Origin of the sequence: Chitinophaga dinghuensis (assembly GCF_003259435.1) — a bacterium.
GTDB classification, from domain to species: domain Bacteria; phylum Bacteroidota; class Bacteroidia; order Chitinophagales; family Chitinophagaceae; genus Chitinophaga; species Chitinophaga dinghuensis.
In genome coordinates, this window is record NZ_QLMA01000001.1 from 406,731 (window position 1) to 426,049 (window position 19,319).

At 45.2% G+C, this 19,319-nt stretch carries 13 protein-coding genes and 1 tRNA gene; 8 read left to right on the forward strand and 6 right to left on the reverse strand.

Annotation, left to right across the window (positions count from 1 at the left end; genetic code table 11):
* Window positions 1-82: 82 nt before the first annotated feature.
* From CLV59_RS01680 to CLV59_RS01700, 5 genes are all read left to right on the forward strand, one after another.
* Window positions 83-685: an OmpH family outer membrane protein gene (locus CLV59_RS01680; RefSeq protein ID WP_111590264.1), complete on the forward strand. Its 603-nt coding sequence runs from the start codon at window positions 83-85 to the stop codon at window positions 683-685.
* An 88-nt stretch (window positions 686-773) separates the two neighbouring features.
* Window positions 774-2,207 carry an APC family permease gene (locus tag CLV59_RS01685; RefSeq protein WP_111590265.1) on the forward strand — a complete coding sequence of 478 codons (1,434 nt, stop codon included), beginning with the start codon at window positions 774-776 and terminating at the stop codon, window positions 2,205-2,207.
* Between the two features lie 691 nt (window positions 2,208-2,898).
* Window positions 2,899-3,501, forward strand: a complete 603-nt coding sequence (locus CLV59_RS01690) for a DUF4254 domain-containing protein (protein WP_111590266.1) — start codon at window positions 2,899-2,901, stop codon at window positions 3,499-3,501.
* A gap of 23 nt (window positions 3,502-3,524) precedes the next feature.
* Entirely contained in the window at window positions 3,525-4,559 is a 1,035-nt protein-coding gene (locus CLV59_RS01695; protein WP_111590267.1) for a glycosyltransferase family 9 protein, read from the forward strand.
* 85 nt (window positions 4,560-4,644) lie between these two features.
* Window positions 4,645-4,715 (forward strand) — tRNA-Gln (locus CLV59_RS01700).
* Between the two features lie 80 nt (window positions 4,716-4,795).
* Here the strand turns inward: CLV59_RS01700 and CLV59_RS01705 are convergent.
* The 5 genes from CLV59_RS01705 to CLV59_RS01725 all read right to left on the reverse strand — a co-directional run bounded on the left by CLV59_RS01705 (window position 4,796) and on the right by CLV59_RS01725 (window position 13,015).
* On the reverse strand, window positions 4,796-5,686 hold the full coding sequence (locus tag CLV59_RS01705; protein ID WP_111590268.1) for a metallophosphoesterase family protein: 891 nt from the start codon (window positions 5,684-5,686) through the stop codon (window positions 4,796-4,798).
* An 8-nt stretch (window positions 5,687-5,694) separates the two neighbouring features.
* Complete coding sequence (locus CLV59_RS01710; protein WP_111590269.1) at window positions 5,695-7,500, reverse strand: RagB/SusD family nutrient uptake outer membrane protein; 1,806 nt, start codon at window positions 7,498-7,500, stop codon at window positions 5,695-5,697.
* A gap of 25 nt (window positions 7,501-7,525) precedes the next feature.
* Window positions 7,526-10,990 carry a SusC/RagA family TonB-linked outer membrane protein gene (locus tag CLV59_RS01715; RefSeq protein WP_170137617.1) on the reverse strand — a complete coding sequence of 1,155 codons (3,465 nt, stop codon included), beginning with the start codon at window positions 10,988-10,990 and terminating at the stop codon, window positions 7,526-7,528.
* 257 nt (window positions 10,991-11,247) lie between these two features.
* Window positions 11,248-12,303 (reverse strand): FecR family protein, encoded by a 1,056-nt coding sequence (locus tag CLV59_RS01720; protein ID WP_170137618.1) that lies wholly within the window; start codon window positions 12,301-12,303, stop codon window positions 11,248-11,250.
* A 118-nt stretch (window positions 12,304-12,421) separates the two neighbouring features.
* The gene (locus tag CLV59_RS01725) at window positions 12,422-13,015 is read right to left on the reverse strand and encodes an RNA polymerase sigma-70 factor (protein WP_111590271.1); all 594 of its coding nucleotides are present in this window, start codon (window positions 13,013-13,015) and stop codon (window positions 12,422-12,424) included.
* Window positions 13,016-13,330: 315 nt separating this feature from the next.
* On the opposite strand from CLV59_RS01725, the gene CLV59_RS01730 reads away from it, so the two are divergent.
* Window positions 13,331-15,706 (forward strand): ABC transporter permease, encoded by a 2,376-nt coding sequence (locus CLV59_RS01730; RefSeq protein WP_111590272.1) that lies wholly within the window; start codon window positions 13,331-13,333, stop codon window positions 15,704-15,706.
* Window positions 15,707-15,749: 43 nt separating this feature from the next.
* On the opposite strand, the gene CLV59_RS01735 is transcribed toward CLV59_RS01730, so the two are convergent.
* Complete coding sequence (locus CLV59_RS01735; RefSeq protein ID WP_111590273.1) at window positions 15,750-17,207, reverse strand: aminoacyl-histidine dipeptidase; 1,458 nt, start codon at window positions 17,205-17,207, stop codon at window positions 15,750-15,752.
* 168 nt (window positions 17,208-17,375) lie between these two features.
* On the opposite strand from CLV59_RS01735, the gene CLV59_RS01740 reads away from it, so the two are divergent.
* Window positions 17,376-17,951 (forward strand): RNA polymerase sigma-70 factor, encoded by a 576-nt coding sequence (locus CLV59_RS01740; RefSeq protein ID WP_170137619.1) that lies wholly within the window; start codon window positions 17,376-17,378, stop codon window positions 17,949-17,951.
* An 84-nt stretch (window positions 17,952-18,035) separates the two neighbouring features.
* Window positions 18,036-19,265: a FecR family protein gene (locus tag CLV59_RS01745; RefSeq protein ID WP_111590275.1), complete on the forward strand. Its 1,230-nt coding sequence runs from the start codon at window positions 18,036-18,038 to the stop codon at window positions 19,263-19,265.
* Window positions 19,266-19,319 lie beyond the last annotated feature (54 nt).

Genomic DNA, 19,319 nt, shown 5'->3' on the forward strand with positions numbered 1-19,319 from the left:
ATCAAAGTCGAAAATCCGGCAAAATATTTATTTTAGCCGTTCTATTTTCAAAACTAAAATTCAGAAAATCTACTTAACAAACATGCGCACTCGTAATCAAATCGTGACTAAAGGATTAGTAGCCACACTGACAGCAGGCTTATTCATGGCGTGCCAGAACAATAAAACTGCCGGCACTGCACCTGCTGCAAACACTGCTTCTACTGCAGCTGCTACCAATGGAGGTTTCAAAATTGCGTATGTAGATCTGGATTCTCTGGAAGCACATTTTGAGTATTTCAAAGAGAAGAGAGCAGAGTTGGAGAAGAAACAGCAATCCATGGAAAATACGCTGCAGGCGAAGGCTCGCGGATTGCAGAATGAGTTTGAAAATTTACAGCGTAATGCATCCAGCATGACACAGGAGCAGGGAGAAAACGCACAACGTTCTATTCTGGCAAAGAAACAGCAACTGGAGCAGGAAGCGCAACAAATGAGAACTACTTATTCTGAGCAGGAAGCTAAATTCAATGATGAGTTACAAACTCGTCTGGATGGTTTTCTGGAATCATTCAATAAAGACAAGCGTTTTGCTTATATCTTCTCTTATCGTAAGGGTGTGAGCAATATCTTGTGGAAAGATTCTAACTATGATATTACTGCTGATGTTATCAAGGGGATGAATGAAGCGGGTGCATCAAAATAACCTGTGGAAATACAAATCTTGAAAAAAATATCTACCTTATAGTCCTGGTTCATTGAACCAGGATTTTTTTTTACTTCTACTTTAACTTATGGAAATCAACCAAACTAAATCCTTCAAGCCAACTTTAGGCTTACTCGATGCCACGATGGTCGTAGCCGGCTCCATGATTGGGTCCGGGATTTTTCTTGTTACCGCTGAGATTGCCCGTAATGTAGGTGGAGCAGGATGGATCACTGCCATGTGGGTATTGGCGGGCATTGTCACGCTGATAGCTGCATTGAGCTATGGCGAGCTTTCCGGTATGTATCCCAAAGCGGGAGGTCAGTATGTATACTTGCGGGAAGCTTATAATCCCTTTATTGCATTTCTTTTTGGCTGGACGCAGTTCGGCGTTATTCAGACAGGTACTATTGCTGCGGTGGCGGTAGCATTTGCGAAGTTCACTGCATATCTGATTCCTGGTTTCAGTGAAAAGAATCTGTTGTTTGAATCATCGTTGGTGAATATATCTGCTGCGCAGATTGTGGCCATTGTATCCATCATTATCCTCACGTATATTAATACCAGGGGGGTACAGCATGGAAAGGTGATCCAGACCGTATTTACGATGGCTAAGTTATTGTCCCTTTTTGGCCTGATTATTTTTGGTTTTCTGCTGGGGGCAAAAGCAGAGATTTGGAATGCTAACTGGGAGCATGCATGGAGCGCGGCTTCGTTGAGTATGACTGATAACAATCTGGTGTCGTCTTCCTTAACTGGCCTGGCTTTCCTGGGAGCAATTGCGATCTCTATGAAAGGTACTTTGTTCTCCAGTGATGCCTGGAACAACGTTACATTTATTGCAGCGGAAATCAAGAATCCGCAGAAGAATATTGGTCGTTCTTTATTCCTGGGAACGTTGATTGTGACGATTATTTATGTGAGTGCTAATCTGATGTATCTGGCGGTGTTGCCACTGAATGAGATTGCGTTTGCAGCGAATGACAGAGTAGGGGTAGCAGCCGCAGAGCATATTTTTGGCGGTATTGGCAGTAAGGTGATTGCAGTGATGATCATGATTTCCACGTTTGGATGTAATAATGGATTGATTCTTTCCGGAGCAAGAATTTATTATACCATGGCACAAGATAAGTTGTTCTTCAAGGGAGCAGCAGAGTTGAATAAGAACAGCGTGCCTGCAAAGGGGCTGTGGATACAGTGTTTCTGGGCATCGTTCCTTTGTTTGACAGGGCGTTATAATGATTTATTGGCGTTAGTAATTTTTGGCGTACTGATATTTTATGTGCTGACGATCCTGGGAATTTTCGTGTTACGTAGGAAGCGTCCGGAGATAGAGCGCCCCTACAGGGCATTTGGCTATCCTGTACTGCCGATTGTCTACATTGTGGTAGCGTTATCGTTGGCCATCCTGTTGTTGATGTTTGAGACAAAATACACACTGCCGGGCCTGGGTATCATACTGTTAGGCGTTCCGGTGTATTATCTTGCAATGAGCCGTCAGCGCAAGGCTTCGGCGAGCTAAAATGGATAAAAAAAATCACATTTTCACACGAACGTTGTATAAAAAAAGTGGGCCACTGCACATAATATTGCAGTGGCTCCTTTTAATTTGCATGAAGAGACGAAGAGATAAGGAGATGGATGGAGTTTCCCCGATTAGCAATTAAAAGAAAACCCTGAAAGTTAAAATTGGCCATGTGGACTTTAACCTGAGGAAATGAAGTTTGGAAGTCCGGCAAACAGTAAAAACTACATTAATGATTGTTCCCGCCGTGGACACGGCAAAAAAGAATGTGACTGATTACTGTGACGATAGTTTTTTTATACCCTCAAAATATTATTTGCCATAGAGTAATGTATACTCCAATTAAAAAATTACAATTTCAAAATATTAATGCCAACGTTAACGGTATGCTGCAATGATGCATGCTATTAGCAAGAGTAACAAGTTATGAGGTAATGACCTTGCGGGATTCGTATCCACAAGATAACCATTAATGCCTACACGATTTGCATTCTCGAACATTCACATGACAATCTTTTACAATAAGCGTATGGTTTCAACCGTGCGCTTTTTTTTTGCTCGCAAAAGAGCAAAAGAATAAAGTGCGCAAAGGCGTTTGAGGTTACAGCGCATATAAAACGATACATATTTAAAATTTATTATGTGAAAGTGATTGTCAACAGATAAAAATTCTTTATAATTTTGCCGGATGTTTACTCAACTGTGCAATCAGATATTTAATCAGAGCATACTGGACTATCACCAGTATAATGATGTTCATCAGAGCATTAGCAATCCATATGAAAAGAGCAGCATTGAGCACCTGCTTTATTTGAAAAACTGGATAGACACGGTGCAGTGGCACCTGGAAGACATTATTCGTAATCCTGCGATAGACCCGGTGGAAGCCTTGGGTATCAAGCGTTGGATTGATAAAAGTAACCAGGAGCGTACCGATGTGGTAGAATACATTGACAGTTATTTCCTGGATAAATACAAGGATGTATCAATGGTGGCTAATGCTGCTATTAATACAGAGAGTCCGGCCTGGGCGATTGACCGGTTGTCTATTCTGGCGTTAAAGATTTATCATATGCAGGAAGAGGCTACCCGTGAGGATGCTACGCCGGAGCACAGAGAAGCGTGTCAGCGTAAGCTGGATATCCTGCTGGAGCAGCGTAAGGATCTGGGTACGGCCATTGAGGAGTTATTGCAGGATATTTCGGCTGGTAAGAAATATATGAAGGTGTATAAGCAGATGAAGATGTATAATGATCCTTCACTGAATCCGGTATTGTATAAAGGGAAATAGTCCAATTTTCAAGATTTAGCAAGATGGCAGCTGAACAAAGCAAGCGAACCATTCTGGTATTCCGGTTTTCTGCATTAGGGGATATGGCGATGACCATACCGGTGATGCAGCAGATGCTGGAGAGTAATCCGGGGGTGGATATTGTGTTTGTATCCAATAAGAACTGGGGGGCTTTATGTGAAGGCATTCCGGGGATTACTTTTTATCCGGCGGATTTCAAGGGTGTTCACAAAGGGTTTCCTGGTTTATTCCGTCTTTTCCGGGAGTTGCGTAGCAAATTCAGGATTTCGGCGGTAGCGGATTTACACAATGTGCTTCGGTCTCTGGTGGTGAGTACATTTTTCCGTTTAACGGGAGTACCGGTGCGGACAATCGACAAAGGGCGTGCTGGTAAGAAGGCGTTGACGCGGAAGGAAGATAAAGTACTGCAGCCGCTGACGACTACCATTGAGCGGTATGCTCAGGTATTCCGTGGATTGCAGCTTTCCTGCGAAATGGGTACTAAACCCGTTTTTGCGCCTCGTCCTTTACCTGAATCCGTATTGGCGGTAACAGCATCCAAGGGAACGGATAAATGGGTGGGAATCGCCCCTTTTGCCACATATGTGGAAAAAATGTATCCTTTGGAGAAGATGGAAGAGGTGATTGCGGCTGTTTCCGGAGAAAAGGGGCATAAGGTGCTGCTTTTTGGCGGGGGAAAAGAGGAGGCGGCACGATTAGGCGCTTTAGCGGCTAAATATCCGCAGACAGTATCTGTGGCGGGGCGTTTGTCTTTGAAAGAGGAGATGGCCGTGATTAGTCAGTTGGATACCATGGTGAGCATGGATTCCGCGAACATGCATCTGGCCTCGCTATTTGGGGTGCCGGTGGTTTCTGTTTGGGGAGCAACGCATCCATATGCCGGGTTTATGGGCTATGGACAGTCGGCCGACAATGCCGTACAGATCCTGGATCTGGAGTGCAGGCCATGTTCTGTGTTTGGGAATAAGCCTTGTTTCAGAGGAGATCATGCTTGTATGGAGTGGATCAAACCGGCGCAGATATTAGAAAAACTGTAAGCTGAAAAGTTTTTTTTGCAGATTCAAAAAAAAGCATACTTTTGCAATCCCAAACAACGGGGGTATATGCACCATAAGCATTGATTGCCCGATAGTATAAGGGTAGTACATCAGATTTTGGTTCTGACTGTCTTGGTTCGAATCCAGGTCGGGCAACTACCGGAACGGTCAACGTTCAAAAAAAAGCGTCTCTACTGAGACGCTTTTTTATTTTGGGTGATTTCTCTTTTTCCTGATCAGGAATGTGCGATATAATCGTTTTCCACTTTACCATCTGCGTATAATTTGAGGATAGCATAACCAGGAGGCGTTTCCAGGTAATAGCCTTCCCCGGCAGATTCCTTATCTCCCGCTCCCCACCAAAAGCCGCTCATTGCGCCATTACAGCAGTAACGCACGCCGTTATACACCGCATTATCGGATAGATGATTATGACCGCTCAGACAGACTTTCACTTTATCGCGATGCTGATAAAACAACGCTTTCAGTTTGGAATGATCTGAATGACCGCCACCTACAAGGATAGGCGTAATACCCAGTATTGGATAATGCGACATTACCAGGGTAGGCGTACCGGCCGGCAATGATTGAAGGTCCTTTTCCAGCCATTTGTATTGCTCTTCATCAAGCGACACATTATCGTTGTTACCGTCCAGGATGATAAAATGCCAGCCTTTCCGGGAGAAACTATAATAACGGTGCGGGATATTTAAACGTTTTACAACATAGTCTTTCCCATACATGGAATCCTCTTTGGAAGGAGCTTTCCACCACATATCATGATTCCCGAGGCAGCTGTAGATATCATAGGATTTGATGGTGCTGATACAATCATCCCAGATGCCCCAGAGTTGTGTCACTCGATCTCTCGTCACATTATCATAAGAAGCGTCGAAGATGGAATCTCCTCCGTTCAGAAAGAAATCAATTTTTTGCTTTTTAATTTCTTCCAGGCACTTTTTGAATCGCGCTGGCGCATTGAGATCTTCGCGTATATGCACATCCGTTATATGCGCTATAGTGAGAACCGGGCTTTGCTTGCCGGTTGCGGCGCTGGCGGCCACCGGTCCCAGAAGGGAACCGGCTGCCAGCAGACCTGTACGTTTTAATATATCTCTTCTATTCATAAGATGGTTTATTCCCAGCCAAAAATTTGCTTCAGGTTCGGATTCAGCACTACCTGTGTATTAGGAACAGGGCGATAATAGAATTTAGGTTCCTGAAAATTTCGTGTATTCGTTTCCGTTACTATGTTTCCTCCGGCAGCGCCATTTTTCAGATATACGGTTACATCGTCGCCAAAGCTGCCTGCTTTGTAGTAGTCCAGTGTGATATTCAGTGAATTTTTCTCTTTATTACCTTCTGCCGGGATATCCTGGCTTTTATCAATCAGGATGATATCCGGAATGCCATCGCCTGTCATGTCGTATTTGCCCAATCCTGGGAAGTACATGCCTTCTGGAATTTTTTGCAGCAGTTTACCGGCGTGCCATCTCATCAGATCATCGTAGCGATAACCTTCCAGTGCCAGTTCCACGCGTCTTTCGCGGCGGATTTCCAAAATGGTTCCTTTAAGGGAACTGTTTACATCTGGATATTGGGAGGCAAGGACGGGGTCAATATTGGCGTTGCTGGTAACCATGTCAATGGGAGGCATGCCTGCACGGGCACGAAGGAGGTTTATTGATTTATCCAGGTCGCTTTGGGTGAGTTTTTCTTTTTCCGCGAGTGCTTCCGCATAGATCAGCAGCGTTTCTGCATATCGGTATACCGGGAAAAACATACTTCCTGCCACTACGTTATCAGTGGTATTGAAATAACCTTTTACCTGGTGGTAGCCAGTGAAGTTTTTATTTAAGCGCTGAATGTACGGGCGTGTATCGTTCGCGCGTTTAAAACCTGGATAGGCCAGCGTTTGCACCATGCGGGGATCTCTGTTCACAAACTCCTGTGTAAACTGAAATTTATCGTAGCCCGGGATGTCTGTGAAACGTGTTCCATCTTGCATCAGGTAAGTTTGTATCAGGTCTCGTGAAGGTGACTGTTCATAATCGCCGAACACATAACTATTGATATTACTGTTGCTGCTACCGTTACTTTTCGCGTAGTCGGACGAGTTTGCCAATATTATTTCCTTGATTTTCGATGCATCCTGGCTGGCGAAAAGAGCTGCATAAGATTTGGAGGCTCCCTGGTCCGTATAGATAGCGAATTTAGCGGAGGCCATAATGTCCCTGGTTTGGGTCAATGCGCTGTCTAGAAAGCGTTCTGCAGTGGGTTGCAGATTCAGTTCCGGGTGGTATTTCCGATAGGTACCTTCATAGAGTGCAATTCTGGCGAACAGCATTTTTACAGCCCAGATGTTAGGCGTACCCACGGGTACTTTTTCCCGCACGTGACTGGCGGCGAATGATAAATCGGCCATCATACTATCTACTACTAATGCGCGGGGATCGCGTCCTTTGTAGAGGGCTGGATCTTCCGGGAGTAATGTTTTCCCATACCATGGCACATCGGAGAAGCGGCTGATTTTAGCAAAGTAAAATGCGGCACGGTAATATCTGGCCAGGCCGGCATAATGGTCTTTTACTTCCTGTGTTACGGCAGCTTTGTTGTAGTTGTCCAGGAAGTAATTGATGTTGCGTAGGCGTCCCCAATCCCAGCCACCAGTAATGGTTTGAGAGGTGGGTGTTCCAATCATCATATTTTTTATTTCGATGGAGCCTGTAGTAGCGGTGTTATCGCTGCTTTGGTCGCCGAGATATTGCCAGGTGCCTGGCAGGTCGAGTAATCCATTAATATAGAGGGAGAGATCTGTTTCTGACTGGAAGAACAGCTCTGGAGAAATGGTGTCCTGTGGATAACGGTCCAGGAAGCCCTTCTTGCAGGAACTACTGATGATGAGTAGTCCTACGGCGATATATTTAGTAATTTTTTTCATGTTGCGATAATTGTAAAGTCCGGTATTACAAGTCAAGATTTAACCCTACTGCATATTTGCGCTGATATGGATAAGCCCATCCATAGCCGTCAATAATAGATTCCGGATCTACGTATTTTTTAATAGCGGAGAATTCGAAGATATTTTCTCCACTAACGAAGAAGCGTAAACGATTAATGTGGTAGCGTTTTGTGATGGAAGCAGGTACTGTATAACCCAGTGTAACGTTCTTGATGCGCAGATAAGCGGCACTTAACAGATATTTTGATTGCGGAATATCCAATCCTTTATGGTTATTGTTGTCGGCGAGCCAGGACTGTAATATCGGATAGTAGGAATTGGTATTGGCATCAGCGAGTCCAGCTTTGATATATGATTCGCTGTGTTTGGCGCGGGTGGCTTCATTATCGGCAGTAGCCCGGTAGTAGTCGAGGTTCCATGGATAGATATTCGCATAGGGTTGCTGGAAAGGGCCCCAGAACAGGTAATGATGCGGATAGTAATCCATTTTGGCGATACCCTGCATAAATACAGAGAGATCAATACCATTCCAGTTCATATCCAGGTTTATACCGTAACGATAGTGTGGACTGGTATTACCGATTACTTTCAGGTCTTTGGGATCTTTTGCAGAAGTGCCCAGTTCTATTTTATGGTTGCCATCGAGGTCTTTGTATTTAGGCCAGCCTTCTTTGATTTCCAGCGCGCCCCATGGAACGATGGCGGATTCGTCCAGTGATTTGATGTCGTTCTTGTCTTTGAAGTAGCCGTCATTGGTCAGGCCCCAGATTTCGCCGAAAGTTTTTCCATCCCAGTAATTGCCACTGAATAGTTGTTGGTCATTTTTGTAATGTGTGATAATTGTTTTGTCGTCAGACAATGTCACTTTGATACCGAAGTTGAATGGTTTACCGGCGACTTTAAAATCATTGCGGTAAGCGGCGGAGAGTTCCCATCCGCGGGTGGATAAATCGGCCGCATTTCTCAGCGGGGCGCCGGTGCCGAGTACGGCAGGGAGTTCCTGGCCGGGAGCGAGCATGCCGGTGGTATTGCGGATAAAGTAGTCGAATGAAGCCTGGAATCTGTTTTCCAGCAGGCCAATGTCGGTACCCACATTGGTAGTGGTTACTTTTTCCCAGGTGTAGGTAGATGGATCAATTTTCAACAGAGGCGCACCTGAGATTACTGTTTGATTAAAGTTACCGTCTATCAGGTAGCCGGAGTTGGAGGTAGGTAGTTGTTGCAGGTATCCGAAGTAGGATACATTCTGGTTGCCCAGACTACCGTATGAACCTCTGAATTTGAGTACAGAGATCAATGGTATTTTTTTAATGAATGCTTCTTCGCTGGCTATCCATGCCGCAGATACGGAGGGGAAGAGTCCTACGCGGTTGCTGGATGGGAATCGGGAAGATGCGTCGTAACGGCCATTGGCTTCGATGATGTATCGGTCTTTAAAAGTATAGTTGATACGTCCAAAGAGGCTTCTGATGGCGTAGGAAGCGTAAGTGCCTGTGGCGGAGGCATCGCCGCTGGTAAGTTTTATATATGGTAATGATGGGGAGATGATATTTTTCTTATTGGCCGAGATGTCCTGGGATTCATAGCTTTCCTGGTTGTAACCTGCAAGCAATGTGAAAGCATGATTCCTGGCGATCGTTTTATGATAGTTGGCATACAGGTCGAAAACATCGTGTCTCACAAAAACATTTTCTTCTGTTACAGCGCTACTACCTTCCTGGCGAACATCCTTGGGGCCATAACCGATTTTGTACATGTTCTGGTCTACATGGTATTTCCATAATTCGCGTTGGAAGCTGGCGTCTCCGGTGATTTGCAGATCATTGTTCAGGAATGAGCCAACGCCTTTGATAACATCCTGGAAACCGAAGCGGGTGGCAACATTGCGGCCGCCGTCTACCAGTTGAGCAGCGAGGCGTCCTGCGCCGGAATTGCCCCAGGTACCATCAGGATTTACGGCCACCTGCGTAGGTTGGAGATAGTATACATCCGTGATATTGTAGGTAGGGCCGTCTGCCTTGGTTTGATAAATACTCAGGTTATTATCTACTTGTAACCAGCTAATTGGTTTCAGGTTGATTTTTGCGCGCATGCCGGTTCTGTTCCATTCATCTTTCGCTAATCTGTTCAGGCCATTTTCTTTGGTATAGTCGGCAGACAGCAGATAAGTAACGGGCATTTTCTTAGCTGTTTCAGCGCTACCGCTGAGGGAGATGCTATGATATTGGGAAGGATTGGTTTTGCTGAAGAAATAGTCATTCCAGTTATTGCTGCCCATATAAGCCCATTTTGTGGGATCGTTGGGGTCGATGCGGGTATCTGGGAGGGAGGGATTTTCTGATCTTTCTTTAGCCCATTTATAGTATTCGTCGGAATAGTTTACATAGTCCCATGGCGTGTTGTCTGTAGACGTTTCCAGCACGCGGGAATAGATGTAAGGATCGGTAACGGGGGTAGGTAATATGGTACGGCGTGATTTTGCAAAATAGTTGTTATAGCTGAGCGTTTGTTTACCGCCGGCAGTACCTTGTTTGGTAGTGATGAGGATAACGCCAAAAGAGGCCCTCGCGCCGTATATGGCTGCGGAAGCGGCATCTCTGAGAACAGATATAGAAGCGATATCGGCGGGATTGAGGCGCATCATATCTTCTGTAGCAGAAGCGATACCATCAATGATAATCAATGGCGGTACGGTACCGTTGCTACCGGCGATGGTTGCGATGCCGCGGATATTGATATTAGGTACCTGGCCGGGTTTACCTCCGGCATAGCTGATATTCAGGCCGGGGCTCAGACCTTGGAGTCCTTGCATGACGTTGGCGATAGGTCGTTCGGCCAGTTGTTTACCGGCGATTTGATCAATGGCGCCTGTTACGTTAATTTTTTTCTGCGTACCGTATCCCACAACGATGACTTCTTCCATGGAGTTCCTGGAAGGTTCCAGTGTAATGGTGATTTTATCGCGGCCATTCACGGCAACTTCCTGTTGATCGAAGCCTACGTAAGTGAGTTGTAGTATAGCATTTTCGGGAACCTTTAAGTCGAAGTTTCCTTTCTCATTTGTAACGGTACCGATGCTGGTATTTTTTATGCGTACGCTTACACCGGGCAGGGATTCTCCTGCGGGGTTTACTACATGTCCTTTCACGAGGATGTCGTTGCTGACCGTATTGGCGGGGGCAATAACGATCAGTTTATCGGACATTTTTCTGAAGCGGAGGGAGGTATGGTCCAGGATTTTATCCAGGACCGCATCGATGCTCCAGTCTTTGGCATCCAGTGTTATTTTATGATTGGCAGGCAGGTTGTCGTCGTTGTAAACAAACCGGTAATGGCTGTTTTGCTCGAGGAGGGCCAGCGCCTTCTCCAGTTGCACCTGCGTGAGTTTTACTGTAATAGTAGATTGAGAATGCACAGCTGCACTTACGTGTAAGAATGCAACGGTGATCAGCAGCATTGAAAGCTTCATAAAAATTAACAGTTTATATAGCTTCCGACCTGGCGGAAGCCAATTGCCCACTGTACTTTTTTTCATACATTTGTTTTGTTGGTTAATAAATTGTTGATGGAAAGTTTACCCAATACGATGCCGTTAACCGATATTTATGCGGGGAATGGTGCGAACATTTCCCGTTTTTTTTCGGTTACTAGCTAAATCCTTTTTGCAATAAAGTTTTAGAAATTACTGTCTGTTCAGGCTATTGTTTTTTTAGGTGAATAGAATAGTTATTTAATCCAGATTTTTCCAGTACTGTCTTTCTCCCAGGTAAAGGAGCGTGTATTCTCCAATGCGTTCAGCACTTGCTCCAGGCTTTCTCTTTCAAATACGCCGGTGAAGTAAAAATTCCGTTTATTATCATCGCGGAAATCTATTTCGATGCCATACCATTGTTCCAGCATGGCGGCTACTTTTTCCAGTTTCAGGTGTTTGAATGCCAGTTTATTTTGTACCCAGGCGGTTTCGGTGAAGATGCTATCCTGTACCAATGCCAGCTTACTTTTTTGCGGTACCGGCGTTGGAGCGGCGGATGTAGTTTGCTGCATGGCGGCGTTCACAGGGACCGTCAGCTTTTCGTTGGGCCGGAGAGCAACCACCTGCCGGGAATCATTGTTCATCACTACTTCTACAGCGCCCTGCACGAGAGAGGTCACTGCACTGTCTTCTGTTGGATAGGCTCTCACATTAAAGGAGGTACCTAATACGTGTACATGAAATGTTTTGGTATGTACGTGGAATGGTCTTTCGGCGTCGCCGGTCACCACAAAAAATGCTTCCCCTTCAAGGGTTACTTCTCTTGGTTTATGCGGTTCGAAATGTTCCGGATAATTTAGTTTGCTTCCAGCGTTTAACCATACCCGTGAGCCATCCGGTAATATTATTTGTGAGCGCGTCCGTTTGGAAGTGACCAGTTGTGCCAGTGGGACAGGGGCTTTTGTTGGTTTGGAATGGAAGAAGTACATACCCATCGTTACCAATACTAATATGCTGGCGGCTATACCTGCATACAGTTTCCAGATTTTTCGTGGCGCCGTTGTTGCTGGTACTGGTTCCCGCACTTCGATTGCCTGTTGTAACCGAAGCTGGTGTTTTTCCAGTAGTTGCTCTACCTGAGCATGACTATATGAATTTTTGGCGGACTTCCAGTTTTGTGCAAATACCTCGCGTATATGCGCGGCATTGGGGTCCTGCAGCAACAGTTGTTGCAGGGCCGTAGCTTCTTCTTTCGAAAGTTCACCGGCCATTTCGCGTGCGAGTAATGTGTAGAGATTTTCCTGGTCCATAGTTAGAGATAAGAGACAAAATATACTGCCCTTTTGGGGTTTGTAATAATTATTTGACTCTCCCTTACAAGAAGGACAAGTAAAAGGGTAAAAACTCCCTAAAGAGAATTGAAAAAAATCAGGAATCGATGCGGAGAAAGCTTTGCACGATTTCATTCGACAGGTCGAAACGAATTACCTGGGATATTTTTTTAACAGCAATAGTAAGTTGAGCGTCCACGGTTTTGGTGGAAATATTCAATAGAATGGCTACTTCCCGGTAACTGAGGCCATCATGTTTGATTAAACGGAATATCAGCTGGCAACGGGTGGGCAGGGAACGAATGGCCTTTTCTATTTTCTGGGCAACTTCTGCAGATACCATTCCGTTTTCGGCATCGGGTGCTATGGACAGCATATCCAGATTGATATGATCCAATGATCTGTGCTGATGTTTCTTTTGTTGTGCTAAAGTATTAAGGGAAAGATTTTTGGTGCTGACATACAGATATACTACCGGATTGTCTACATGTGACAAATCATTTCGTTTCTGCCACAACGTGATAAACACATCCGACACAATTTCTTCTGCCAGATGAAAGGAAGATACAATGGATGCAGAAAAATGAATCAACCGGGCACAAAGCGCTATGTATAATTCATTGTACGCCTGAATATCGTTCTCATAGCAGACCCTTTGAAAAAGCGATTGTATCTGCTTATCTTTTCCCATTGCGCAAAAGTATATTAATCGGAATAAGTCTTTTATTAAGAGTTTGTTACGATTTTGGTTGGACGTATATCGCTGTTATTGCAATATATACATTTTTTTGAATCTCGTGTATACACTGCTGTTATATGGCTGTTTGTGTTTATGTAAAATTCATTGCAGGATACTCGTTATAGTAGTGGGGGCAATGAAGTGGTGTTTATTGTTCAATTTTGATGCATCTTCGTCCGTAAATGGACAGGGTTTATTCTATTTGTATTTGATAGTCAATGTATTATATACTGGCATCCTATTCGGGATGATCATCAAAAAAAATTTATGATTCGCAATTATCTGAAATCGGCATGGCGGAATTGCAAGTCCAATCCCGGATATACTTTATTGAATGTAGCTGGACTAGCTATTGGGATGACGGTTTCATTGATAATTGGCCTTTGGGCCTGGCATCAGTATACCTATGATCGGTTTCTGCCTGGATATGAAAATATTTATCAGGTGAAGTCCAATTATGTGGATAATGAGGGACAGAAGCATGGGATGGCCCAAACATCTCTGCCATTGGCTACCGCCATGAAGACGGAGGTGCCGGGAGTAGAGCGGGCGGCCATCACCGACTGGTTTTCTGCGAAAGGAATTCTAGTAGGAGACCGGAAATACATATTGAAAGGAGGAGCGGTAGAACCGGAGTTTCTTGATATTTTTCATTATCAGGTGATCCGTGGAGACGCGGGTTTGTTGAAAACACCCAATAATATCCTGCTTACGCAGTCTACAGCAAAAGCCCTCTTTGGCAATGAAGATCCAATCAATAAGATCGTTCGACTAGAGAATCAGCAGGATCTGCGTGTGGCGGCTATACTGGCTGACGTTCCGGATAATGCCACTATTAAATTTGATTTTCTTTTTCCATTCCGAAATCTGGAAATGCAAAGTCAGGGTCAATGGATACAGGGTATTCGCAACGACTGGCAGAATAATTCCTTTCAGTGTTTTATTAAACTGGCTCCGGGAGTGAATTTGGCCGGGGTGGAAAAGAAAGCAAGCGATCTGATTTATGCTCACGTTCCGGCTACGCATTTGAGTGCCATGTTGCATCCATTAACGCAGTGGCATCTCTACGACAAAATTGAAAATGGAAAAGTGGTAGGCGGATTTATAGCTTATGTGCGGATGTTTATCATCATCGGATTACTTATTCTTCTGATTGCCTGTATCAATTTTGTGAATTTGTCCACTGCCATGGCCGATAAACGGGCGAAGGAAGTAGGAGTTCGAAAAGCAATCGGGTCTTCGCGGAGTAGTCTGGTAATGCAATTCATGATACAGTCGTTCATGTTGACAGCTATCGCAGCTGTATTGAGTATAGGGATGTTGTTTGTCATCATGCCATTTTTTAATGCCATGGTGGGCGCATCTATTCAGCTGCCATATCAACAGCCATTTGCCTGGATGACATTGGCGTTATTCATTTTGATCGTAACGATATTGGCGGGTAGCCGGCCGGCGTTTTTGTTGTCGGGTTTCCGTCCGGTGGTAGTATTGAAGGGAGGAAAGCAGCATAACAAATCGGGAGGCATGATGCGGGCAATGATCATTGTGCAGTTTGCCGCTTCTGTAGCATTAATCATCGCAACTATAGTTATCTATCAACAGATACAATATGGAAAGTCGAGACCTACAGGATATAATGCCACCGGCTTGGTATCTACAGAGATGACTGTAGATCTGGATCATAGTTTTCCTGCGCTGAAAAATGAACTGTTAGCGTCCGGAGCGGTGACATCGGTAACGGCTGCACGAAGTGCGATAACAGATGTATATTCTCATGGCGTTATCAACCAGTGGGAGGGCAAGACGGGAGGGCCATCTTCCTTTATCAACGTTGTCAATATGTCTGTGCTGGAAGATTATTTTCATACGATTGATATGCCTATTAAAGAAGGTCGTGATTTTTATCAAACGATGGCGGCTGATTCTGGGATGGTCATTGTAAATGAGGCTGCCGTGAAGAAAATGAATTTGCAGCATCCGATAGGGCAGGTGATCGTTTTTAATGGTAAGTTGCGTCTTACCATTGTAGGTGTGGCGAAGGATGTATTGATGGAATCGCCGTTTACACCTACAGAACCGACTGTATTCCTGCATGAAAAAAGCAATGGCAGCATCATTTATCGTCTGAACAGCCAGATTCCAACGCAGGAATCGCTGGCAAAGATAGCGGCTATCTTCTCCCGTTACAATCCTGCATATCCATTTGAATATACATTTGCAGATGTGGCCTATGAACAGAAGTTTAAGATGGAAGTGCTGACAGGTAAGCTGGCAGGGATTTTTGCGGTCCTTGCTATTTTGGTATCCTGTTTTGGGTTATTGGGGCTTGCGGCTTTCTCTGCTTCCAGGAGAACGCGAGAGATTGCCATTCGCAAGGTGATGGGCGCTTCCACGATGCATCTGTGGTTATTACTTAGCCGGCAGTTTTTGTTGCTGGTGACGGTAGGAAGCGCGATTGCTATTCCGCTGGCATGGATGATATTACAATCCTGGTTGGAACAGTATGATTATCGTATTCAGATATCGCCGATTGTTTTCGTATATGCTTTTCTGTTAGTAATGTTAGTAACCCTTTGTACGATTAGTTATCAGGCCATAAAAACGGCCATTTTGAATCCTGCTCACAGTCTCAAGTCCGAATAGTTGATTAAGAAAAAAGGCCGTCTCTTATGAGGCGGCCTTCATTTTATGCTTTGGCAGGTATTTCCTGTAATGTATGTGTCAATAGTTTGTAGAAACGTTCTACCGCTGAGATTTGCACTCTTTCATCCGGGGAGTGTGCATCCAGGATGGTAGGGCCGAAGGAGATCATATCCATACCAGGCAGATGAGATCCGAGGATGCCGCATTCGAGTCCGGCATGAACGGCGCCTACTTCAGGTTCCTGGTTATATTGTTCCTTAAACAGTTTTGTCATTACCTGTAAGATGGCGGAGTCTTTATTCGGTTTCCAGCCGGGGTAGCCGCCTTCCTGATTAATAGTGCAACCTATATTTTCCAGTCCTGTTCTTACTGCGAAGGCAACATCTTCTTTGGTGCTGTCTACGCTGCTGCGTTGCAGGGACTGGGTGGTAAACGTACCATTTTTTGCAATGACGCGGGCCAGGTTGGTAGACGCTTCTACGAGTCCTGGTATTTCCGGGCTCATACGGAAAACGCCGTTTGGCAGTGCGTATAATGCCCTGGTGAGTTGGGCGAAATAGGCAGGTTCCATCATGATACCGGGATGGGTGGTGGAGGTGAATTCCACGGCCAGTTTAGGTTCTACCTGTTTGTATTCCTCTTTGATGGTTGTTTCGTAGTTGTTTACGAATTGGAGGAAGTCGGCTTCTTCTGATTTAGAGATGAGGATTTGGGCGGTGGATTCGCGTGGGATGGCGTTGCGGAGAGAACCGCCATCGAGCGATACCAGTTGGATATCGAAGACTTGTTGTGCTTTGTAGAGCAGTCGGTTCATCAGTTTATTGGCATTGCCGCGTCCTTTGTGGATATCCATTCCGGAGTGTCCGCCTTGTAAGCCTTTTACTTTCAGGATATAGGAGAGGAATCCTTCGCCGGCAGGGACTTCTTTATAAGTGCCGCTGGTATTGGTATCCAGGCCACCGGCGCATCCGATGGTGAAGGCATGTTCTTCTTCTGTATCCAGGTTGAGGAGGATGGTACCGCTGATATTGGCGGGGTCCAGGCTGATGGCGCCTGTCATACCGGTTTCTTCGTCGATGGTAAACAGTGCTTCAATGGCAGGATGTACCAGGGATTTATCTTCCAGGATGGCCATGATGGCAGCCACGCCAATCCCGTTATCAGCGCCGAGGGTAGTGCCTTTGGCTTTTACCCAGTCGCCCTCAATGAACATATTGATACCTTGTGTATCGAAGTCGAAATCGGTATCATTATTTTTCTGGTGCACCATATCGAGGTGTGATTGGAGCACTACTGTTTGTCTGTTTTCCATGCCGGGGCTGGCAGGTTTTTTAATGATGACGTTGCCGGTAGCGTCTTTGATTACCGGAAGGCCTAGTTTCTCGCCGAATTTCATGACGAATTCAATTGCCGCGGCTTCTTTTTTAGAAGCTCTTGGAATTGCGTTCAGGTGGGCGAAGTTTGTCCACAGTGCCTGTGGCTGCAGTGTGTTCCATTCCATTGTTGTAACGATTTTAGGGCATATTTCAAGGGGAAATATGCCCGTCCAATTTAGTAAATAATGAAACGGTGGGAGTATATATTTTTTAGGCGGACCTAGGATGTGTCTGGCGGGGCTTTTTGATTTTAATTTATATATTTGGAGCAATCCGTCCTAGTTATTTAAATTTTGAGTCAGCAGCACCAATCAGACAACTATTCGTGGGTAGAGCTACAGCGCGACCCTGCCGCTTTTGAACAATTCTTTAAAAGTACGGTAGCTGGTTTGTGTGCCTATTCGTGGCGGATAGTGAAAGACCGTCAGGCGGCGGAAGATATTGTACAGGAGTTTTTCTCCAGGTTCTGGCAGCAACGAGCCGGTTTACAAATTCAGGTATCTCCACGGCGTTATGCTTTTCGGGCAGTACATAATGCCAGTCTTAATTATTTACGTGACAATAAGTTGGTTTCCGAAGATCATTTACTGGAAGAGTTGCCGGCGGATGAAGATCCGGTGGAGCGGGAGTTATTGTTGCAGGATAGGGTACGACAGTTGGGGCAGGCGATTGCGGCTTTACCTCCACAGTGCAGAATAGTATTTGAAAAGGTTTGTTTGGAGCAAAGGAAGTATAAAGAGGTGGCAGAAGAGTTGGGGATATCCGTTTTTACGGTGAGGAACCAGGTTAGCAAGGCATACGAAATTTTAAGAAATAATATTATTCTGGCGCTGATATCCTTGATAGTATTGTGTTTGCTGGGGAGATGAAATTTTTTTCAAAATTTTTTCTCCCTGACGTAGTACATATTCACTAAGTCAGTGTCCTATTCATACAGGTCCTTATAGTTTTTGATGGAACATTCAGATATAGAGATATTATCCGGAATCCTGAGCGGAGCGTTGCAACCGCAGGATGCTATTGTGCAATCCTGGTTGCAGGAGGACCCTGCTCGTAGTGTGCTTTTGAAAGAGCCGGCGGAATTGCGTCGGTTGTTGGAGGAGCTGCAGCAACAGCGTTCTTTTGATGCAGATGCTATGTGGGGGCGTTTTGTGGTAGCGCATCAGATGGAGCATGAGCAGGCAAGTGGCGATACTGCCGGCCTGGGATATGCGGAGGAAGTTGATAATAAAGGGAGACACGCAGTTATAGAGACGGGGCCTGCTACAGGGAAAGTGGTATGGATGCGTTATCGGAGGGCGATTGGCTGGGCTGCCGCGGTGATATTGTTATTGGGGGGAGTGATGTTCTGGCGCATGAGATCTGTTGAGAGCAGTCATGAGAAAGGATTAGTGGCGGCGGCGCAAAAACCGGTAGGGAACTATGCGGTGTTGCGGGCAGGGAAGGAGGAAGTGGATCTGCATGGAGGAGACAGTAGTTTTGTGCTGGGAGGAAACCAGGTGCAGGTACAAGGTGGTAGCATGCAGGTTGCGGCGACGAAGCCAGTGGAATATACATTAACGACGCCGCGTGGGGCTGCGTATCAGGTGCAGTTACCTGATGGTTCTAAAGCCTGGCTGAATGCGGCCTCCAGCATTACGTATCCTTCCGCGTTTACAGGAGGGGAAAGAGTGGTGACCGTTTCTGGTGAGGTATACCTAGATGTGGCGGCAGTGGCCTCGCAGCCATTTATTGTTCATACGCGTGGACAGGAGATCAGGGTATTAGGTACTGCTTTCTGTGTCCGTGATTATGAAGAAGACCAGCAACAACTGACTACGCTGGTAAGCGGTAAAGTACAGGTAGTAGCAGATGGAAAACAACAATTACTGCAACCGGGTGAACAGGCCGTGTTGAAAGATGGACGGATGCAGGTACAACAGGTGAATACAGAAGAATACACTTCCTGGAAAGATGGATGGATCCGGTTTAACAACAAGCCGTTAAACAGTATTCTGCAAACGATCTCCAGGTGGTATAATGTAGATATTAATACAGAGCACCAACTAGTATCAGGACAGTTCTTTACTTGTTATCTGGATAAGAACCAAAGTCTGGGCGAATTATTACAGTCATTGAATAACAGCACCAACCAATTTTCATTTTCATTGCAAGGATCAACCATTACAGTAACAAAAAAATAGTTCGGGAGTACTCACAACACATCTGATCTTTTTTATTAACCAAAATTAATAGTG

What these genes read in the sequence shown, in the direction of transcription:
- CLV59_RS01680 (WP_111590264.1), top strand. Translation starts at nt 83, where the DNA reads ATGCGCACTCGTAATCAAATCGTGACTAAAGGATTAGTAGCCACACTG.
- CLV59_RS01730 (WP_111590272.1), top strand. Translation starts at nt 13,331, where the DNA reads ATGATTCGCAATTATCTGAAATCGGCATGGCGGAATTGCAAGTCCAAT.
- CLV59_RS01690 (WP_111590266.1), top strand. Translation starts at nt 2,899, where the DNA reads ATGTTTACTCAACTGTGCAATCAGATATTTAATCAGAGCATACTGGAC.
- CLV59_RS01735 (WP_111590273.1), bottom strand. Translation starts at nt 17,207, where the DNA reads ATGGAATGGAACACACTGCAGCCACAGGCACTGTGGACAAACTTCGCC.
- CLV59_RS01705 (WP_111590268.1), bottom strand. Translation starts at nt 5,686, where the DNA reads ATGAATAGAAGAGATATATTAAAACGTACAGGTCTGCTGGCAGCCGGT.
- CLV59_RS01745 (WP_111590275.1), top strand. Translation starts at nt 18,036, where the DNA reads ATGGAACATTCAGATATAGAGATATTATCCGGAATCCTGAGCGGAGCG.
- CLV59_RS01715 (WP_170137617.1), bottom strand. Translation starts at nt 10,990, where the DNA reads ATGAAGCTTTCAATGCTGCTGATCACCGTTGCATTCTTACACGTAAGT.
- CLV59_RS01725 (WP_111590271.1), bottom strand. Translation starts at nt 13,015, where the DNA reads ATGGGAAAAGATAAGCAGATACAATCGCTTTTTCAAAGGGTCTGCTAT.
- CLV59_RS01695 (WP_111590267.1), top strand. Translation starts at nt 3,525, where the DNA reads ATGGCAGCTGAACAAAGCAAGCGAACCATTCTGGTATTCCGGTTTTCT.
- CLV59_RS01685 (WP_111590265.1), top strand. Translation starts at nt 774, where the DNA reads ATGGAAATCAACCAAACTAAATCCTTCAAGCCAACTTTAGGCTTACTC.
- CLV59_RS01710 (WP_111590269.1), bottom strand. Translation starts at nt 7,500, where the DNA reads ATGAAAAAAATTACTAAATATATCGCCGTAGGACTACTCATCATCAGT.
- CLV59_RS01720 (WP_170137618.1), bottom strand. Translation starts at nt 12,303, where the DNA reads ATGGACCAGGAAAATCTCTACACATTACTCGCACGCGAAATGGCCGGT.